We start from the raw sequence: 18,523 nt of genomic DNA, 5'->3' as shown, positions 1-18,523 counted from the left end.
CATATGCAAAGAAATACTTTAGATGAAATACAGCTAGCGAGGGCTTTTGCGATTTTGGCAGTACTAACAGTTCATGCCTCGTCTAGTGGAGTGACGTATTTAGAAACGGATTCATTATTATTTCCTGTTTATAATTTTTTGAACATAGCCGGAAAGTTAGGAACGCCAACTTTCATTATGCTAAGCAGTTTTGTATTATTTTATAATTACTTTCCTAGAGATATAACTTGGCGATTAATGAGACGATTTTATGTAAAGCGCCTCAAGTTTATTTTAATTCCCTATGTTGTATTTTCAATAGTCTATTTTGTTATTAAAATGTTTGTTTATTACGATTATCCGAGCATCCCTTTTGCGATAAACCGATTTTTAACTTTATTAGCACTTGGAAAAGCGCATACACATTTATACTTTGTCTTTATTAGTGTGCAATTCTACCTTCTATTTCCATTGTTGCTAATTGCTTTTAGGAAGCTACGATTCTTAAGAAAACACGCAATATGGATCGGCTTGGTATTGCAATGGACTTGGGTAGTATTAAATAATAACTACTTTGAGTTCCCTTGGAAAGGTTCTATATCCTTATCTTATTTATCCTTTTATTTTCTGGGGGCATTTCTTGGAATCTACTATAACGATATAAAGCATAAATGGACACAGCCGCTTTTTAAAGAACGTATAATCATACCAATAAGTATTGGTTATGGTGTATTAGTAATTTTATATACGGGCTATATGTATTTGGTTAGAATTGGTGTCTTTACTGCGATTTCAAGTAATTCACCTGAATTTGTCACTAATTATATCGGTGAATTTACATGGGCAACACATGCTTTGTTTGCCGGGGTGTTATTGTTTTATATAGCACACATAGCAGATCAAAGTTTTCAGCCACGGACCAAATTTGTCTTTATGGAGATTGGAGCATCATCCTTTGGTATTTACTTAATTCATCCTTTATTTTTGATGATATTCAGGCAAATAATTCAGTCAGGATCACCGATAATTTATCATACTTGGCAAGTAATAACATTTATATTTGTTGGTTTACTGAGCTGGTTTGCTGTACGTTTTGCCTTTCGATATATCCCTTTTTATTGGATACTATTTGGAAAGATGGATCAGCCAAGGATGCCAAAAAATCCTGAAAAGGAAGGGAATATCAATGGATATAAAAAGTATTCCTAAAACGATAATTATTGTTCCGGCTTATAACGAAGAAGATAGTATTGCAACAACATTAACAAGTCTAATGGAAATAAAGAATAAAACGGAAAAGCTAGAAGTTTGTGTTGTAAATGACGGTTCAACTGATAGTACGGAGGAGATTATTAAGGAGTTTGATATTGTTCAATTAAAATTGCCTCAGAATTTAGGGATTGGTGGAGCCGTGCAAACTGGATATAAATATGCATACAATCATGGCTATGAAATTGCAATCCAATTTGATGCGGATGGGCAACACAATACGAAAGATTTATTTGAATTAATGGAACCAATTATAGAAGGGGAGGAAGACATGGTTATTGGTTCCAGGTTTTTACAAAAAACAGAGTATAAAGGAAGTATAACGAGAAGAATTGGTATTTACTATTTTTATTTTGTATTGAAAGTTCTTACGAAGAAAAACTTTACAGATCCTACTTCAGGTTATCGGGCAATTAATCGAAAAGTTATTGCGTTATTTGCACAAAATTACCCAAAGGATTATCCAGAACCTGAGGTACTAATGCATTTGAACCGAAAAAAGATGAGAATCAAAGAAGTTACTGCTAATATGCATGCACGTCAAGGTGGAGCATCATCTATAACTCCATGGAAGAGTATTTACTATTTTGGGAAGGTTACGCTTTCCATCCTGATGCAATCAATTGTTAAGGAGTAGTTTCGCATGAATATTACATTATTTAGTTTTCTCATAATCTGCTTTTTCTTTACAATCGTTATAGAGTCGGTTCGAAGAGGCATCCTTGAAACTCGTGACTCTTTAATTTGGATTTTTGTATGTGTTATTTTAGGAATTTTAAGTCTATCTCGAAAATTATTAGAAATTATAGCTGATTTGTTAGGAATTGCTTATGCACCGAGTCTATTATTTTTATTTGGATTACTAAGTACGATCATAATGATATTTGATTTAACTAGACGCATCTCGAAATTAAACCGTAAAGTTATTCATTTAACGCAAGAATTTGCTTTACTTAAGGAACAGCAGCAAGATAATACAAGTTCGGAGAATATGATAAAGAGGGAAAAGAAAGTATGAATTATCTGTTATTGGTTTTAAATATTATGCTTCTAGTTAGTGGACAGATGTTATGGAAAGTAGGTATGCAGCAAATTGGAACAATGGGGTTTGGAACGATTATTCAAGTGATAAAATCCCCTTATATTATTGGTGGTGGCCTTATCTATGTGTTGGCAACAGGGCTGTGGTTATACATCTTATCTAGAATGCCTTTTAGTGTTGCATATCCTTTTCAAAGTCTAGCTTACGTATTAGGTGTAGTAATTGGCTATGTTATTTTTAAAGAGGTAGTAACCCCAAGTCAATGGGTAGGAGCAGCAGTTATTGTTTTGGGAGTATATTTAATAGCGAGGTAAACTATGAATCAAGCAGATGATAATAAACAGTTATACAAGAAAGCCCCAATATACATTATTGGAATCATCCTTTTATGTTCCTTTATCGTTTATACATATTTTTTCTTTCAGCATCCAGGAAGTAATTTTATTCAACCTACGGATGCAGAGATCCAGCAACAATTAGAAAATGGAGAAATAAGTGAACGTATTGCAATGTTAAGAGAGCATACATGGAAGTATGGAAGTAGAGATGCATACTTATATACAAAGATGGCAAACCAGATTATCGAAGACGGTGTTTATGGCTACAACACAGATGGGAAGTCCAATGCATTTGTTACACCTGGATATCCAATTATATTGGTGGTGTTGTTTCATATAGCAAATATTTTGGACGTAGATCAAATGACCGTAGTTAAATTGTTTAATATGTTATTAAGTTTAGGCACCATTTTACTAATTTATTTGATTGGCGCTAAGACGTTTGCGAATCGTTGGATTGGTATTGTTGCCAGTGCATTGTATGCAGCTTACTTTACACCACTTCATTACTTTCGGACGTCATTAACGGAAATACCAGGAATATTCTTTTTTTGTTTAGCAATTTATTTATTTTTACTAGCGCTTGAAAAGAATAACAAAATATTTCATTTTCTTTTTGCTGTCGTATTTTGTTATGGAGTTATGATACGACCAGTGATTGCTCCATTAGTTCTGATCGCATTTGCTATTTTATTGGTAAAATATCGACATCAGCTAAAAACGTGGATAGTTATAACTGGGGTTTGGGCATTTGGCGCAGCGGTTATTATCGCACCTTGGGTAATCAGAAACTTTATTATGTTTAATGAGTTTATTCTATTATCCACGCATTCAGGGAATAGCTGGTTTGCGGGCAGTAACCCGTTTGACCTGTATAGTTTTTCTGATTATTGGAAAGAACAAGCAGAGTTGGGGATGGACAGTAAAGAGTATGCAATAATGAAAATAAAAGAAGGATTTGAAAATAATTTTGGTCTCTGGTTTGCTTGGTTTACTGTAGGAAAAACATACGAATTATTTAAGCTTCCAGACGCCATTTATTTCTATACGGCTTATAGCTATGTAAACATATTTAAATTAATTCATAATATAATTGTAAATCTAGCATTTATTACCACAATCGTTTCATTTATTACTCGAAAGAAAGAGGCAATTGCTATTGCTGCTATTCTTATTATGTATATTGGATTATCAAATTTATTCTTAACTATTCCACGATATGGATTTTTCATCATACCAATCATGTGTATATTAGGTGGATATGCTATTGTAACCATCATAAAGAAAGTTGTAAATATTATCCAAGGATTGAAAGTATTAAGAGGCTGAGACAAAACACAACTTCTTTACACAAAATACGAATAATCATGTTATCAATAGGAGTATCATTACCGCACCGTGAAAATATACACTCTTTACGGGGGTACGGCCTCAGCTAACTTGGTAAAGAAAAACACATTACCAAGTAAATCTTCGGACTCGTGCTATTCTCGCCGGAGTCTCGCTTATTTTAGGTGCTAAATGAATGATTCTGATCAAAAAACGAACGATAAGGTACCGACCCCCTGAAGTTAGAGTAAAAAATCTAATTTCAGGGGGGTTTTTGTGGCTAAATATAGTGAAGAATTTAAAATAAAGCTTGTAACCGTGTATTTATATGGCAGTCTAGGATGTGGATAAGTGAGGATCGCAGATCGACTGCCAGTAAATGTTCGATTGGTTTAAATAACAATCAGTAGGGGAAAACAAAACCCCAACGATTGAGGTTTCACTTTATTCTATCTAGGGTAAAGAGATAGGATTATGTACTATCTAAAGTTCTTAGGTAATAGACAACTGGACTCTAAGACTAATCCGAACAAAGTTTAATAGCTTTGTTCGCATTTTCTATTAACTACCCCATATTCTTTTTCGTAGACATGCTTATCCTGGATAGAATTAACATGTAGTACCTGTTTTAATGAAGGCAACATAACATAGAAATTCGGGCCTATTTATCCATTCCTTGTAAATTTAAACATTGCTATACGGACGTTTTTGCCTTTTCCCAAAGAAAAGATTTAATGCGAGTTCAGGTGTATTCCGTGCATCATGTTGATAAGTCTTTATTTTCTTCCTTAGCTTAGTTCGCTTCAGTTCTTGATTGCATAATGCCTCATTAGCTTGGTTATATAATTGTTTGCTGTTCCAGTTATTTTCTTCAACATGCCCGACTACAGGCTGTTCACAGAGCGCTGCAAAAGCATCTATTTTGGGGTCATAGGAAATAGCTATAAATGGTGTGTAATTAATTGCTGAAAATATGAGCGAATGCAGACGCATACCTATTAGTAGATTGGATTCACCAATAAGTGCAATTTTAGCTTCTAAGGAAGCGTTAGCTGGTGAAATATAGCTATATTCATTCATTAATTCAGCGGTTTCTTTTGATTTGCGTTCATCTTGTTTTCCATGCATAGGAACGAATACAATGGCATAACCATCTTGAACGAGTTTATCTAAGCAGGATGCTATTTTTTGAATGAATGGTTTATTTGTCGGCCAATCTCTTACACTTACAGCTATAAATTTTCGGTTAAATTTATTAGCCTTTTCCCACTTATGAGTAAACGAACTGGAGTCTAAACCTAATACAGGATCTGGTACAATAGTAGATGCATGTCTTACACCAATCTTAGTAAGTAAATTCTGTGACTCCTTGTCACGTACAGTAATTTGTTCAACATTATTTAAAGTATACTTAACTAGCCATTTGCTTAGGATTCCGTTAATAGGTCCCATACCTTGCGCATAAATAAAAACGGGTTTATTCAACATCTTTGCTAACTTAATAATGCCAGTATAATAAGGGATTGTAAACATACCTGTTTTATCCTGTAATAAGCTTCCACCACCACTAATTAATCCATCTGATTCTTTCAACGCTTGAGTAATCTCGGTAATCTTTCTTCGATTTACAGCATTAACCTGATACGTATCTTTAGTTTTTTCAGGGTCATTGGATAAAATAGTAATTTTTATATCGGGCTGGACCTTACGGATCTGTTCAATAATTGAAAATAAAATAGCCTCATCCCCAACATTATCAAATCCGTAATAACCTGAAAGTACAATATGCATTATGTCCACCTCTTCCGATAGTAATTTTCAATAAACGGTGCACTTTTTCTGTATATCAGGATCAGCAAAAGTCCAATAAGGTAGCCAATTCCAATGCTGTATGTCGTTCGTAGCAAGGAAATATGTAAAGGAATATGGATATGGGTAAAGGTATTCATTACAGATAAAAACCCAATGATTCCAGGGATAAGCATGAGTTTTCCTAGCAGTCTATTTGTGCTAATGACATAGATCGCTAATAGATAGAACGGAAACCCAATAAGGAATTCTTTGGTCCTTGGACGTACATATAGCCATTCCTCTAATTTGCTTCGTATCATCATTTCCATCTCACTAACATTAGCACTATTTCCTGTCCTAGTAATGTAATAAAAACCGACTACACCAAGGATAAAGATTACTAGAAGGTGCCAATACTTTACAGGAACATGTAATAATTTTAACGCTTTTCTCCAGAATAATAATCCACCGATAAACAAGATAGGTATGATATAAACTAATTTTACTCCTCTAAATACCTCAAATCCGGACATAAAGGCATTGCCGTTTAACAAACCGATCACAATGATTATTCCGATGAACGTAATACTCAGTGCTTTTAAGAATTGTAAGGTAATGCTTAGAAGTCTTCCATCTCCTTTATTTATTGTAGACAATACTGCAAATATTGGTGCGATGATCGCAATAATTAATGCAAATCCCTGCATGAGAAATAGCTTTTGAGTCATGAAATAGGCTAAAGCTAAAATTGTCATGAATATGATAGAAGCAGCTGTATATTTTCTGTTTAACAACATCGATGAAGCTAATCCAGTAAACAGAATGCCTGTAATGAAAATAATTACTTGCATCCATATAGGTGTGCTTATTTCTTTAAACGGTATAGGTATTCCCTGTTGATAATTACGAGCTAAGCCATCATGCACGCCTGTAATAAAAGTGTTTGTCTGTTTTAAGCTCTTATCAGGCTCATTTGTTGGGATATGAAAGAAAATAGAACGTATATTGCGTTCTTTAACAGCTCTTACAGCTTGATCAATATTTTCTGGAAGTGTTTTATTATTTAAGTGAATGCTATGCAAGCGAATTGTATTGTAATCTGTAGTACGAGCAATCGTTTGTAATCCCTTCTGATGGCTAAATTCAATAGAATAAAAATGGTAACCAGCGTCTATTAGTTGGTTTGTCCATTCTTTTACGTTATCCATATGTGGATAACCAATCACATCTTGCCCATAGAATAATATATTTGAAGTGTATGCTTCATTTAATTTAATTAGTTCGTTAACACTCTTTTGATTCCAAGTTGGGCTTGCATTTTCAACTCTAAACATATAATGAAGTCCATGACGTTCAACTTGTTTAATTGTTTCTTTGTTATAAGCAATATTTTTTGAAAGAAGATCTTTTTCTCGTTCAATAAAATAAAATGCTTGACCGTTTATAGTTACAGAGGAAGGCTGCAAATTGTCTTTAATGAGTTTATTAAAATAGGATTCCTTTGGTTGAGAAAAATAATATCCTTTTTTGTTTGAATGAACGGCTTGTTGATTGTTAAACCGCAAGGCGTTATTTATTTCCTGCTCATTATAAATCGTAATTATGTCTTGATTTTCCAACCATTTTAGCGAGATTGGGCTTATACTAACGGTAGTTAATCCAGCTTCTTTTAAGGAAGAGAGAATATCATCCGTATTAACATCTCCATTTTCTGTCGCTAACTGTTCAATTTCTTGGTAAGGAACAGCAATCTCATAGGTGTTGTTCTTCGTTTCTGTCTGCCAGCGCTCAACGATTCCAGGTATCGTGCATACGAGTAAGGCAATCAAAGTAAGCCAAATCCATTTCTGTTTTGTCATTTTTTTGCTCTTCCTTTCTGACTTAAATAAGGAATGTTCTTTAGGATGTCGTTTTTATGCACTACGTTATATAACTGTAATTGTAAAATATATATGATAATTCCAATTACGGTAGCTCCGACTAAATAGAGTAATGCTTGAATTCGCGTCCATTCAGAGATTGGGATAAATAATGTTGGTATCCCAATAACTGCTCCCATAAGAACCGAGGCTACGACGATTTTTGTAACCACCTTTTTCCTGAAGGAAAATGAATAGTGTCTATAAATAAACATTGTATTTATGATAAATAGAATAATGTATACTGCTAGAGTAGATAATGCTGCACCACGTAAACCCAATAATTGAATTAGATAAATATTGAATAGAGCTTTCGCTATAATACCGAAAACAATAATCATAGCTGCTTGTTTAGCGAAGTTCATACCTTGAAGAATCCCAGTACTCAGTATAGTTAACGAAGTAAATACTGAACTAAGTCCAATAATAGCCAGTACGTTGCTTCCCTCTAGGTTTGTGAACAAAGCTAAATTAATGGGTAAGGTTAATGCAAGTAACCCCATCGCTGCGGGCCAAGAAAGTATATGTGCTATGTGGTATGTCTTTTCTGTTATAGACCGAACTTGAGACTTATCACCTGCTGCGAGTTTAGTCGTTATTAAAGGTATGAGTGGCAATACAATGGATGTAGCGAACACTGTTGCAATTTGTACAACGGAAAGCCCCCGTCCATATATACCGTAAAGGTAATTAATTCGCGTTTCCGACGCTCCGATACTTCGTAAACCATATGGAATGGTGAAGGAGTCGATGAAATTAATTAATGCCATCGTAATTGCTCCAATTGCTATAGGTATAGACAGCTTTAATATATGTTTACTCCAGGAAATAAATAGCTGCATCGTATATTTTCTACTTAACGTTTGCTTGAAGGAAGACCGCAAGTATTTTAATCTTAAGTAGATAAGTGATACGAGCGCCCCTACAACCGATCCAATCATAATACCACCAGCTACCTTTTCATCGGACAAGCCTTTATGAACAAAATAATAAGCGATCATTAGTATTAATCCGACGCGAATAAATTGTTCAATAACTTGGGAAATAGCTGTTGGTTTCATATCATCAAAGCCTTGAAAGTACCCTCTGTAAACGGCCATATATGGCGCTATTAATAAAGTGGCTGTTACTACGATTAAAGCTAGCCTTGTAGAATGTCCTCCCAAAGCAGATGCAAGTGGGAAAGAAAAGCTATAAATTAGTAGAAAGCTGCAAATACCAAATAACAAAGCAAGAATACTAGCTGTTACATGAATTTCTTTGATAAAGGATAATTCACCATTTGTTCGTGCTTCGGCAATTAGTTTCGAAATGGCAATAGGAATTCCTGCCACCGATAATGTAAGAGCAACCATATAAACGGGATACACGAGGCTAAAGATTCCTAAAACATGATCTCCCGCTATATTTTGCAGTGGTATACGAAAGATGCTTCCTAATAACTTAGATGCTAATGTAGCGCTAGTTAATAGCAGCGTACTTTTTACAAAAGCAGAACGGCTCATGAAATTTTCCCCTTTGTTTTTTGCCTGACGATCCGGAATGCAAATTGAGGAAGTGTAAGCATTCTCCTCCATCTGGTTGGTTGCTTTAATAAGCGGTAGAACCATTCCAAGTTTAGCTTTTGAAAAATCATAGGTGCTCGTTTAACTGTTCCGGCGATAACATCAAAGGAGCCTCCAACACCCATAAATATTCCGTAATCAAAATTAGATAGGTTATTTGCTATCCAACTTTCTTGTCCAGGGCAACCAAGCGCGACAAAAGTTATATCTGGTTGGAGCCGAGCGATTGACGCTGTAATATCTTTTGATTCTCGATCAAAGTAGCCATGCTGAGAACCAACAATTTCAATGTTTGGGTAACGAGTTGAAATTTCGTTTACCGTTTTTTCTAAAGTTCCTTCTTTAGCACCAAGTAAAAAGATTCGATATCTATTCTTATCTGCGAGTTTTAACAAATCAATCATTGTATCATAGCCAGTAACTCGCTCAGGCAAAGGCTGGTTTAGCAACTTAGCTGCCTTTACGATTCCTATACCATCAGCAACAACATACGTCGCGTGCTGCAAATGTTGCATGAACTGTTGATCATGATTTGCTTTCATAACAACTTCTGGATTAGCTGTTACAATAAATGTCTTTTCTTTTTTCTGAATCCGTTGGTTTAGTAGCTGTACAAAAGAATGTTGATTTGTATTTAAAAAAGGTATATCCATAATTGTTACGTGCTTCATATTTTCAAACTCCTTTGAAGGAAAAGCATGATTATAAGATCAGTTAGTTGTATCTTGTTTTTGAAGATAGGCATGATGAACCCAACCGAATCCATTTTCATAATAAATTTTAAGCCAGTCACCTTCTTGAATAATATCGTTAGATTCTTCGTTAAAAGCTACATTAATATATTCATTTGCTTGTAGTTTGCCAATGATATCTCCTTTTTGATTAGGTTTATTGCGCACAAGCAGATTTGATTCCATATTTTTAACTTGAAAAAGGTTGTTAAGCTTAATATAGTCTTTAAACACCCAACCTTTATCTTGATAATCTGATACATAATACCAATTTTCATGCACATCGAACACTTGTACAGGAGTATCAATTAATAGTTGTTTAATGATTGACTCTTGATTCGATGTGGAAGGTTCTGTTCTTAAATGGACATGATTTCCAGTGATTCTAGCAACTAGCGAACCAACCGCTTTTGATTGACTTGGCATTTCTTGATCATCAGTAGGAGGAAACATGATCAGTTTCGACTTCCGACTATTTTTGGCTTGCAAGTAACTACCTGAAACCCAGCCAATAGTTTCATTTGCTCTTACTTTGTACCAGCCTCCATTTTCACCAATAACTGTTACTGTCATATTATCTTCCAAGGTTTTGATAATACGGAATGATGTTGTTGGACCAGTTCGAAGGTTCAAATTGGCTGTAGTTGTTAATTTTATGCCTTGATTTTTTGTATCAACATGGTATTGCTTATCACCGCTAGGTTTACCTTTGGCATTTGGTTGTTGATTAAAAGTAGGTACATCGTACTTCAAAACATAATTATCTAGTAAATTATAAATCTCTTGAATTCTATTCGTTTGCAAAATAGCCCAACTTACATGGGTAGCGTATTGAGGGTATCCTGGGTTGTTTGGATTCCATCTCATCTTATATAATGTGTTTTGACCGTCGTTTATGTAGTTATTTGCAATATCTTTTGCACCACCAATGATGGCTGCTGCTGGGGAAAACCAGCCTTTCAGAAAAGCATACTTTGCTCCGCCATTTAATGGATCATTATCTATAGCTCCATAACCATACATATTGTATACCGTATAGGTAGCCTTATTTTCGGAAACAATATTGCCGTTTTTATCCACTGGAATCCCGCTTGCAAGCTTTGAAGTACCATTGCCGGTTTCATGAAGCGCATGTGCCATTAAATACACTTCATTAACTCCATATCGTCTACCTGCTTCTATAAATGAGCTAGCTTGTCCAGATAAAGTGCCCTTATTTTGCAGTACTTTTCTATTAATCTCGTGCGGATTTAGATTTGCGTTCTCTGAAAGGTTTAGAAACTGAAAGTAGTCACTTGATTCCTTAGAGAAATTATTTGGATTCGCATAGTATTCGACAAGTGATCTACTAGCAGTATATTTTCCAGCGCCATCTACTTTAGGTGTTTTGGTTACTTGAATGTCAATCATTTTCTTAAAGGAATAATTATAATGAGTGTAATCAATTCTTATTTTAGGTTCATCGATGTGTTGCAACAGCCGATTTAATATAGCTGACATTTCACCTCGAGTTGTGCTATCTAATGGTGCAAAAAATAAACCTTCGTTATTTTTTTTACCAGCAATGATATTTAAATAGACTAATTCCTGAATAGCACCGTAGAACATAGGATTAATGTCTTTGTTATCCGTAAATAAAAGTGGGGCTTTATCTGCACTTACTCCTTTTAGATCTAGTGCACGTTTCATCATAGCGGCTACCTCTTGGCGAGAAATATGCTTTTTTGGTTTGAAAACGTGATTTGGATAACCACCAATAATCTTATTATTTGTTGCGGTAACGATCGCAGTGTAATACCAATCGTCCTTTTTAACATCAGAAAAATTAGTTCCTGTAGAGTCAGTAGATAGGTTTAAAGCTCTAACTAAAAAAACAGTAAACTCTGCTCTTGTTATTGGTCGATTTGGACGATATGTTCCATCACTGTATCCATTCATAATCCCTCTTTCAATAAGTATCAACATACTTTTTTCAAAATAGTGTCCATGAATATCCGATTGAGCATAAACTGGTTGAGGTAAGCTAAGCGTGATTAGCATAATAGGAATGAAGAAAAATTTGTATATCTTTTTCATGACGTTGTAAAGATGCCCCCTTTAAGTGTGCTCACAGATACAATGTTTTACTTAACTTTTATGACAACACCAATAGTAGTACATTTAAGAGGCAATTTCAGTATAATTTACAGATAATTAATATTATTTACCGAATCTTAACAGTAGTTAGTGGGAGAGTATGGTATTCTATGAGTGAGGAAGAAGTGTATTATTCATACAACGTGAAGTAACAGAAATAGAAAAAACATCCCACTCATATCGAATGGAATGTTAGATAATAGCTCTTTCTTTTTCCTTTTCTTCTGTACCAGTTAAATATTTAGCAAGGTTCAGGCTAGCTGTACCATTAGAGTATTCGTTCCATTGGTCAGCGAATTCTTTAATCTGCAAATAATCAAATCTATTTTCCTTTATTGCGAGAATAATAGCATCTGTTGATGCTACAACCGGGCCCGGCATTTTATGTTCATAGTCATCAATTAAGCCACTAGTATAGCTATATTCTTCCATATCATATGCAAAGAATATCATTGGCTTTTCTAGTAATGCATATTCGAATGGGATAGATGAATAATCTGTAATTAATAAGTCAGTAATTAGCAATAAATGATTCGTATCATAGAAGTCCGACACATCATATACAAAATCTTTATACGCTTCACTGATCTCATACGTTACAGCAGGATGTGGTTTAATAAACAGAACATAATCATTCGAAAGTTCTTGATACAGCTTTTGAATATCTAAGTGTAATTGATAATTAGAGAGCTGGTTATTTCGAAAAGTCGGTGCATACAAGATAATCTGTTTGTTTTTAATCATCGGATATTTTTCTGTCATATTCCTGTAGATATGATCCTTCATAGAATGATCGAACAGTATATCAGAACGTGGTATTCCAGTACGCAATATGCGGTCATCTGTAAGACCGAAACTTTTTTTAAATGTCTCTGCCATCATGTTAGATCCAACAACGGTAAAATCAAAGGTACGATATACTTGAGCAAAACGTTCATTTGCTTTTGCTGTCCTAAATTCATTTGTTGGATCCATTAACCCAAAATTCTTGATGGCACCGCCAGCATGCCAAAGTTGGATGCAAGTAGCATTATCTCTAAATTTAGTAGCAGCTAAAAATCCATAATACGTATCTACTAAAATAGTTGAAGCAGTAGCAAGATGATAAATAGATTTGATATAAGAAATGGGATGCTTTATATCAAATACAATTATTTGGGCTTGTCGACTATCAAAGCGATACTTGCATGACGAGTCTTTTAAAATAATAATTTCTTCATTAGAAAGCTTCTTTATAGCATTCGTTGTATAATAAATATTATCACCAAATGTAGCGACTCCAACTACCTTCTTTTTTAAAGGAAAGAGCTTAAAAAAGTTAAAGAGTATACGAAAAATAAACAAGTATACACTAATAGCAAGTTCTTTAACCATTATTCGCCTTATTTAAATCTGCTTTAATTTTTGTTGTAGAGATTCCTACGGTTCTTGGTAAGTAAACGACTTCACAATAATCTTTTAAAAAGTCAAATTTACCCTCCCAGTCATCTCCCATTACAAAAACATCCACATCGTGTTTTTGTACATCTTCTACTTTTTGTTCCCACGTATACTCAGGAATAACTTCGTCTACATAACGTATTGCTTCAAGAATTGCTTTCCTTTGTTCGAATGAATAGTACGCTTTTTTCCCCTTCAACGCATTAAACTCATCAGCAGAAATAGCAACAATTAAATAGTCTCCAAACTCCTTAGCACGTCTCAATATATTAATATGACCAGTATGAAGTAGGTCAAAAGTCCCGTAAGTGATTACTTTTTTCATGTTAAATACCTCCGTATAGATTCTTGGACTATAATACCATAAAATATTTACGTTGAATTTATAATAAAATTACAAAAGATTAACATTTCACGCATACTATATTATACAATTAAACTAGAATAATATAAATACATAAATCTAAAATATTAAAAATAATTGTCGATACTATATAAAAGCTTACCAATAAATTTATTTATAATTCAATATATTGAATCTGAAAATCTAGTTTATTTTATAGTATAGGTCATAAAACCTATTTAATTTGTCCGGGTTGTTATCTGAAAGCACTTTTTGAATTACTTTTATAATTCAAACTGATACATAAATAATAATTAATAGTAATTTGAAAACAAAAGAATTTTTGATTTTCAGTACAATAATATAAATTCTTTCTTAAAAGGATACTTCTATTAATACCTCCAAAAATGATATTAATTATGCTATTATTATTATTTAGAAGTAATTATTGTCGAATATTGCCAAATAATATGAAATAGTAATATCATCCTGTTTTGGGAGTTTTGATAGTACTATGGTTGGTGTTTGTGGAATTATAATTATTAAATTCAATGTTGTGGAGGTAATTAGCTTAAAATGAAACTACTTAATTACATTTGGGATTATTCAAATAAAAAAGAAGTCTTAATATATGAAATCTCTTATCGACAAGAGTATATTAAATTATATACTAAAATTGACTATGGAAATGACGAGCGTGAAAAGATAAAAGAAGAATTTGTGTTAGTGAAGAACAGAAATTCTAATGAAAAACATTTTTTTGAAGTAAAGGAAAAAAAATACTTTAATGGTTATGAAACTTTCGTTTTTCTTTTACCATTAAGAATTTTTGAAGGTAGTTATAATGAAGTCTGGGATCTATATTTGCTTTCTGATTCTATTACAAGTAAAGAATATATTAGAATAAAAGATATTGCAACCGAATCATTAGAAGTACCATATTATCCAGTAAATAAGAATGTCAGCCTACAACTTTTTAATACAATTAAAGGGAATCTGTCGATAAGATCGACTTATAATAACGCTTTTGCAGAAGTACATGAATTAACAAGTGTAGATAATAATCAGTTGTTAATTTCTGGTAAAGTTTTTGATAGTGATATAGGAACTGAGAGGTTTTTAGTTTTTGAAGATCAAGAAACTGAGCGCGATTATAAATTTAAGTTAGATATCTTAGAGAGTTCAAACTATGTTGAATTCAAACAGAATATTGTGTTTGATGATATTAAATCTATGGGGAATAGCGAGTTTAAGTTATATATACAAGTGGGAACAAAAAAAATTCCACTGTCAATAAATGATAAAGTGAATTTAAAAGATTTATTTATGATAAATAATTCTTCTTTATTCGAACTCCTATTCAAAAAGTCGAATAAATCAAAACATTTATCGGTAATTTTTGTAAATCAAAAAATGCAAGTTGAAATAACAAACATATTAATTAATACAGATAATGTTTGTTTAAAAGGATATATAAACAGTAGATATGATATAAAAATAAACGGGTTGCATAGGATAAAGATAAAAAGAGAGATTCAAATGAAATTATTGAAGATTCTATTGAAGTATACAATAATAAATTTGAATATAAATTGGAAGTAAAAAATTTAATACATAGTAATAGATTAATTAATGGAGTTTGGGATATTTATTTAATTTCCGGTGAAGAATGGATACGTTTTGTTACTAGATTAAATGGAATTGAAGATAAACGTTCGATAGTCAATATGCCACAGATAATATCACCTAATTTACAAAATGAAAATAAAGTGGTTAAAGTTTATTATACATTATATGAAGAAGTGTCAATATTAGTCAGAAATCATATTGTTAATAAAAAACTTCAGAGAATACTTTTTAATAAGAATGAACTAATAATAGACGGTTTACTAAATATACAGACCCCAAATGATGAAATTCCTGAGCTTATCGAGGGGAATATAAGGTTTAAGCTTCCTTATGGTCATAAAATGAAATTACCGGTTAAAGTAAAATTAATTAAGACAGGTAGAACATTATTAGAATACAAGTATATAATATCGGCAGCAATAAACAACAGTCAGAAAGAAAATATATATCAAAATATTAATTTTGATTTATGTGAGTGTGAAATTAAATTTGGCCAAAGCAATAGCGTATTCTATTTGAATTTACTTCCATCGAAAATAGAAAGTACTTTAGAGGGTTTATTTGTTAAGAATAGTGAACTAAGAAGATTAAGTAATTCTATTAAATTAAAATTCTATTACTTCATGAATAAAGTAGTACCCATTAATTCAAAATATGTTATTTTTCAAAGTACAACTGGTATGAATTACTCATGTAATCCTAGAGGTCTATATGAAGAAATGCTTAAACAAAGTATTGATTTCAAACCCGTATGGGTCGTGAATAAAACAAACCAAAAAATACAAGGAAACCCCAAAATAGTGAAACCAAACACATTAAGATATTACTATTATCTAGCAATTGGAAAGTATTTCGTTAATAACGGAAATTTTCCAGACTTCTACAAAAAAAGAAAAAATACTGTTCATATTCAAACATGGCACGGCACACCTTTAAAAAAGTTGGGCTTCGATATAGACCCAAGTTCACCTTCATACAAAGAAAATACTTCTGAAAATTTAATTAGAAGAAATAAAAGGTGGGATTATTTGGTGTCCCCAAATAAATATACAGGCAATATATTACAAAGAGCATACTTATTTAAAAATCAAATATTAAATGTTGGATATCCGAGAAATGATATCTTGTATCAAGATAAAGATTTTAAGAGTGATCAGGTGAATAAAATTAGAAGTTATTTAAATATACCAGCTAATAAGAAAATAATACTTTATGCTCCAACATGGAGGGATAATGACTTTCATAATGGTTTGTTCAATGAACCATATGAATTTAAATTTAATTTAAATGACTTTGTTGAACGCTTTGGAAATGAATATGTTCTATTAGTTCGTTTACACCCTAGAGATTCAATAAGATGTCAAATTAGGGAATATGAAAATATTATATATAATGTTTCTAACTATGATGATATTAAATTATTATATTTAATTTCTGACCTATTAATAACTGATTATTCTTCAGTTATGTTTGATTTTGCTAATACAAAAAAACCAATTATCTTTTTTGCATATGATATAAAACAATATTCCTCAGCTCTTAGAGGTTTCTATTTTAACTTACACAGAGATGCACCTGGCCCTATTGTGACTAATGGAAAAGATTTATTAGATACAATAGAGATTTCAAGATCATTACCTGAGCTTTACTTTGATAAATATGAAGAGTTTTATAATAAATTTTGTTCTTGGGAAGATGGTTGTGCATCACAAAGAATTATTAATCAGGTATTTTATAGCTTGAAATCTTAGGAGGGTTTATTTTGAAGATATATTTTTTAATTTTAAATGTGTATGGAATGGGTGGGACAGTAAGAACTGTTTTAAATACCGCAAATTATTTAGCTAATAAGAACTATAGTATTGAAATTATAAGTCTATTTAGAAGGCAAAATACACCCTTTTTTCATGTGGATCCCAGAGTGAAAATAACAATACTCCACGATGTATACGCTCGTGACAGAAATCGTCAAGACATACGCACAAAAATTGCTAACTTTTTATTGTCAAGAAAAAGTAAACTTATTCATAAAGATGAAGAATCTATAAAGCAGTTCTCATTATTAACGGATATTAAATTATTTTTATATTTGAGGTCGATTAAAGAAGGAGTTTTAGTATCAACAAGACCCTGTTTTAACTTATTTATATCGAAGTTTGGTAGAAAGAAGATAAAATTAGTTGGACAAGAACATATTAACTTCGAAGGGCACCCAGAAGGTTTAAAAAAATCTATTAAAAAATATTATCCAAAATTAGATTATCTTATAACCCTTACGGATAAAGATAATGAACATTATCAAAAGATATTTAATAGAAATAGTAATCTACAAATTTTAAAAATAACTAATTCAGTTTCTGCTAATCAAGAAGTATATAAATCTTCATTAAAAGAGAAAACCGTTATAGCAGCGGGAAGACTTGATTACATTAAAGGCTATGATTTATTAATTGAAGCTTTTTCATATGTTGTTAAAAAAAATCCCGATTGGAAGTTGAAAATTTATGGTACTGGTAAAGAAAAGAATGAATTAATGAAGCTTATACAAGATAGACATTTATATAATCATGTGTTTTTAATGGGGCCGACTAAGAATTTGAACAAAGAATTATTAAACTCTTCTATTTTTGCAGTTAGTTCACGAATTGAAGGATTTGGTTTGGTTATCGTAGAGTCAATGCAAAGTGGTGTTCCTGTTGTTAGTTTTGACTGTCCGCATGGTCCCTCAGAAATAATTACAAATGAGGTTGATGGGATTCTTGTAGATAATGAAAATGTCTTAGGATTGGCAAACTCAATTAATCTATTAGTAGAAGATAATGAATTAAGAGGAAAAATGGGATTGCATGCTATAGAGAGTGTAAAGAGGTTTTCTATTGAATCTATAGGAGCACAATGGGATGAGTTTTTTAAAAGTATTTTTATTAATATAAATGAACAAAACCATAAAATCGATAGTAAAACATTATCGTCTAACAGTAGTAATTAAAGAAAAATTTTATGTGAAATGGA

The 18,523-nt window shown here is 32.4% G+C and carries 15 protein-coding genes; 8 read left to right on the top strand and 7 right to left on the bottom strand.

From position 1 onward, the window contains the following. Positions 1 to 3: 3 nt before the first annotated feature. The 5 genes from D9782_RS01730 to D9782_RS01710 are packed head-to-tail and all read left to right on the top strand — an operon-like array spanning position 4 to position 3,957. Positions 4 to 1,188, top strand: a complete 1,185-nt coding sequence (locus D9782_RS01730; RefSeq protein ID WP_205601745.1) for an acyltransferase — start codon at positions 4 to 6, stop codon at positions 1,186 to 1,188. Further along, on the top strand, positions 1,166 to 1,885 hold the full coding sequence (locus tag D9782_RS01725; RefSeq protein ID WP_255637645.1) for a glycosyltransferase family 2 protein: 720 nt from the start codon (positions 1,166 to 1,168) through the stop codon (positions 1,883 to 1,885). The genes D9782_RS01730 and D9782_RS01725 overlap by 23 nt, the downstream gene beginning before the upstream one ends. Before the next feature lie 6 nt (positions 1,886 to 1,891). Then, positions 1,892 to 2,266 carry a DUF2304 domain-containing protein gene (locus D9782_RS01720; RefSeq protein ID WP_121603921.1) on the top strand — a complete coding sequence of 125 codons (375 nt, stop codon included), beginning with the start codon at positions 1,892 to 1,894 and terminating at the stop codon, positions 2,264 to 2,266. Next, positions 2,263 to 2,604 carry an EamA family transporter gene (locus D9782_RS01715; RefSeq protein WP_121603920.1) on the top strand — a complete coding sequence of 114 codons (342 nt, stop codon included), beginning with the start codon at positions 2,263 to 2,265 and terminating at the stop codon, positions 2,602 to 2,604. The genes D9782_RS01720 and D9782_RS01715 overlap by 4 nt, the downstream gene beginning before the upstream one ends. A 3-nt stretch (positions 2,605 to 2,607) precedes the next feature. Next, the gene (locus D9782_RS01710) at positions 2,608 to 3,957 is read left to right on the top strand and encodes an ArnT family glycosyltransferase (protein WP_121603919.1); all 1,350 of its coding nucleotides are present in this window, start codon (positions 2,608 to 2,610) and stop codon (positions 3,955 to 3,957) included. 684 nt (positions 3,958 to 4,641) lie between these two features. Here the strand turns inward: D9782_RS01710 and csaB are convergent. The 7 genes from csaB to tagD all read right to left on the bottom strand — a co-directional run bounded on the left by csaB (position 4,642) and on the right by tagD (position 13,864). Beyond that, positions 4,642 to 5,748 carry a polysaccharide pyruvyl transferase CsaB gene (gene csaB / locus D9782_RS01705; RefSeq protein WP_121603918.1) on the bottom strand — a complete coding sequence of 369 codons (1,107 nt, stop codon included), beginning with the start codon at positions 5,746 to 5,748 and terminating at the stop codon, positions 4,642 to 4,644. Then, complete coding sequence (locus tag D9782_RS01700) at positions 5,748 to 7,607, bottom strand: DUF5693 family protein (RefSeq protein WP_121603917.1); 1,860 nt, start codon at positions 7,605 to 7,607, stop codon at positions 5,748 to 5,750. The genes csaB and D9782_RS01700 overlap by 1 nt, the downstream gene beginning before the upstream one ends. Further along, entirely contained in the window at positions 7,604 to 9,172 is a 1,569-nt protein-coding gene (locus D9782_RS01695; protein WP_121603916.1) for a putative polysaccharide biosynthesis protein, read from the bottom strand. The genes D9782_RS01700 and D9782_RS01695 overlap by 4 nt, the downstream gene beginning before the upstream one ends. Further along, positions 9,169 to 9,903, bottom strand: coding sequence for a WecB/TagA/CpsF family glycosyltransferase (locus D9782_RS01690; protein ID WP_121603915.1), 735 nt, complete (start codon positions 9,901 to 9,903; stop codon positions 9,169 to 9,171). The genes D9782_RS01695 and D9782_RS01690 overlap by 4 nt, the downstream gene beginning before the upstream one ends. A 39-nt stretch (positions 9,904 to 9,942) precedes the next feature. Beyond that, entirely contained in the window at positions 9,943 to 12,003 is a 2,061-nt protein-coding gene (locus tag D9782_RS01685) for an SH3 domain-containing protein (protein ID WP_162986309.1), read from the bottom strand. Between the two features lie 288 nt (positions 12,004 to 12,291). Beyond that, entirely contained in the window at positions 12,292 to 13,473 is a 1,182-nt protein-coding gene (locus D9782_RS01680) for a CDP-glycerol glycerophosphotransferase family protein (RefSeq protein ID WP_121603913.1), read from the bottom strand. After that, entirely contained in the window at positions 13,466 to 13,864 is a 399-nt protein-coding gene (gene tagD, locus D9782_RS01675) for a glycerol-3-phosphate cytidylyltransferase (RefSeq protein ID WP_121603912.1), read from the bottom strand. Before tagD ends, D9782_RS01680 begins: the two co-directional genes overlap by 8 nt. A gap of 594 nt (positions 13,865 to 14,458) precedes the next feature. Between tagD and D9782_RS01670 the strand changes: the two genes are divergently transcribed. Genes D9782_RS01670 through D9782_RS01660 form a run of 3 tightly spaced genes read left to right on the top strand, consistent with a single transcriptional unit; the run spans position 14,459 to position 18,500 of the window. Then, complete coding sequence (locus D9782_RS01670; RefSeq protein WP_121603911.1) at positions 14,459 to 15,484, top strand: hypothetical protein; 1,026 nt, start codon at positions 14,459 to 14,461, stop codon at positions 15,482 to 15,484. After that, on the top strand, positions 15,475 to 17,262 hold the full coding sequence (locus D9782_RS01665) for a CDP-glycerol glycerophosphotransferase family protein (RefSeq protein ID WP_121603910.1): 1,788 nt from the start codon (positions 15,475 to 15,477) through the stop codon (positions 17,260 to 17,262). Before D9782_RS01670 ends, D9782_RS01665 begins: the two co-directional genes overlap by 10 nt. Before the next feature lie 11 nt (positions 17,263 to 17,273). Then, positions 17,274 to 18,500 carry a glycosyltransferase family 4 protein gene (locus D9782_RS01660; protein ID WP_121603909.1) on the top strand — a complete coding sequence of 409 codons (1,227 nt, stop codon included), beginning with the start codon at positions 17,274 to 17,276 and terminating at the stop codon, positions 18,498 to 18,500. Positions 18,501 to 18,523 lie beyond the last annotated feature (23 nt).

It is taken from the genome of Virgibacillus sp. Bac332 (assembly GCF_003667785.1).
GTDB lineage: Bacteria > Bacillota > Bacilli > Bacillales > Amphibacillaceae > Virgibacillus > Virgibacillus salarius.
This window is presented reverse-complemented; position numbering and strand designations above follow the sequence as displayed.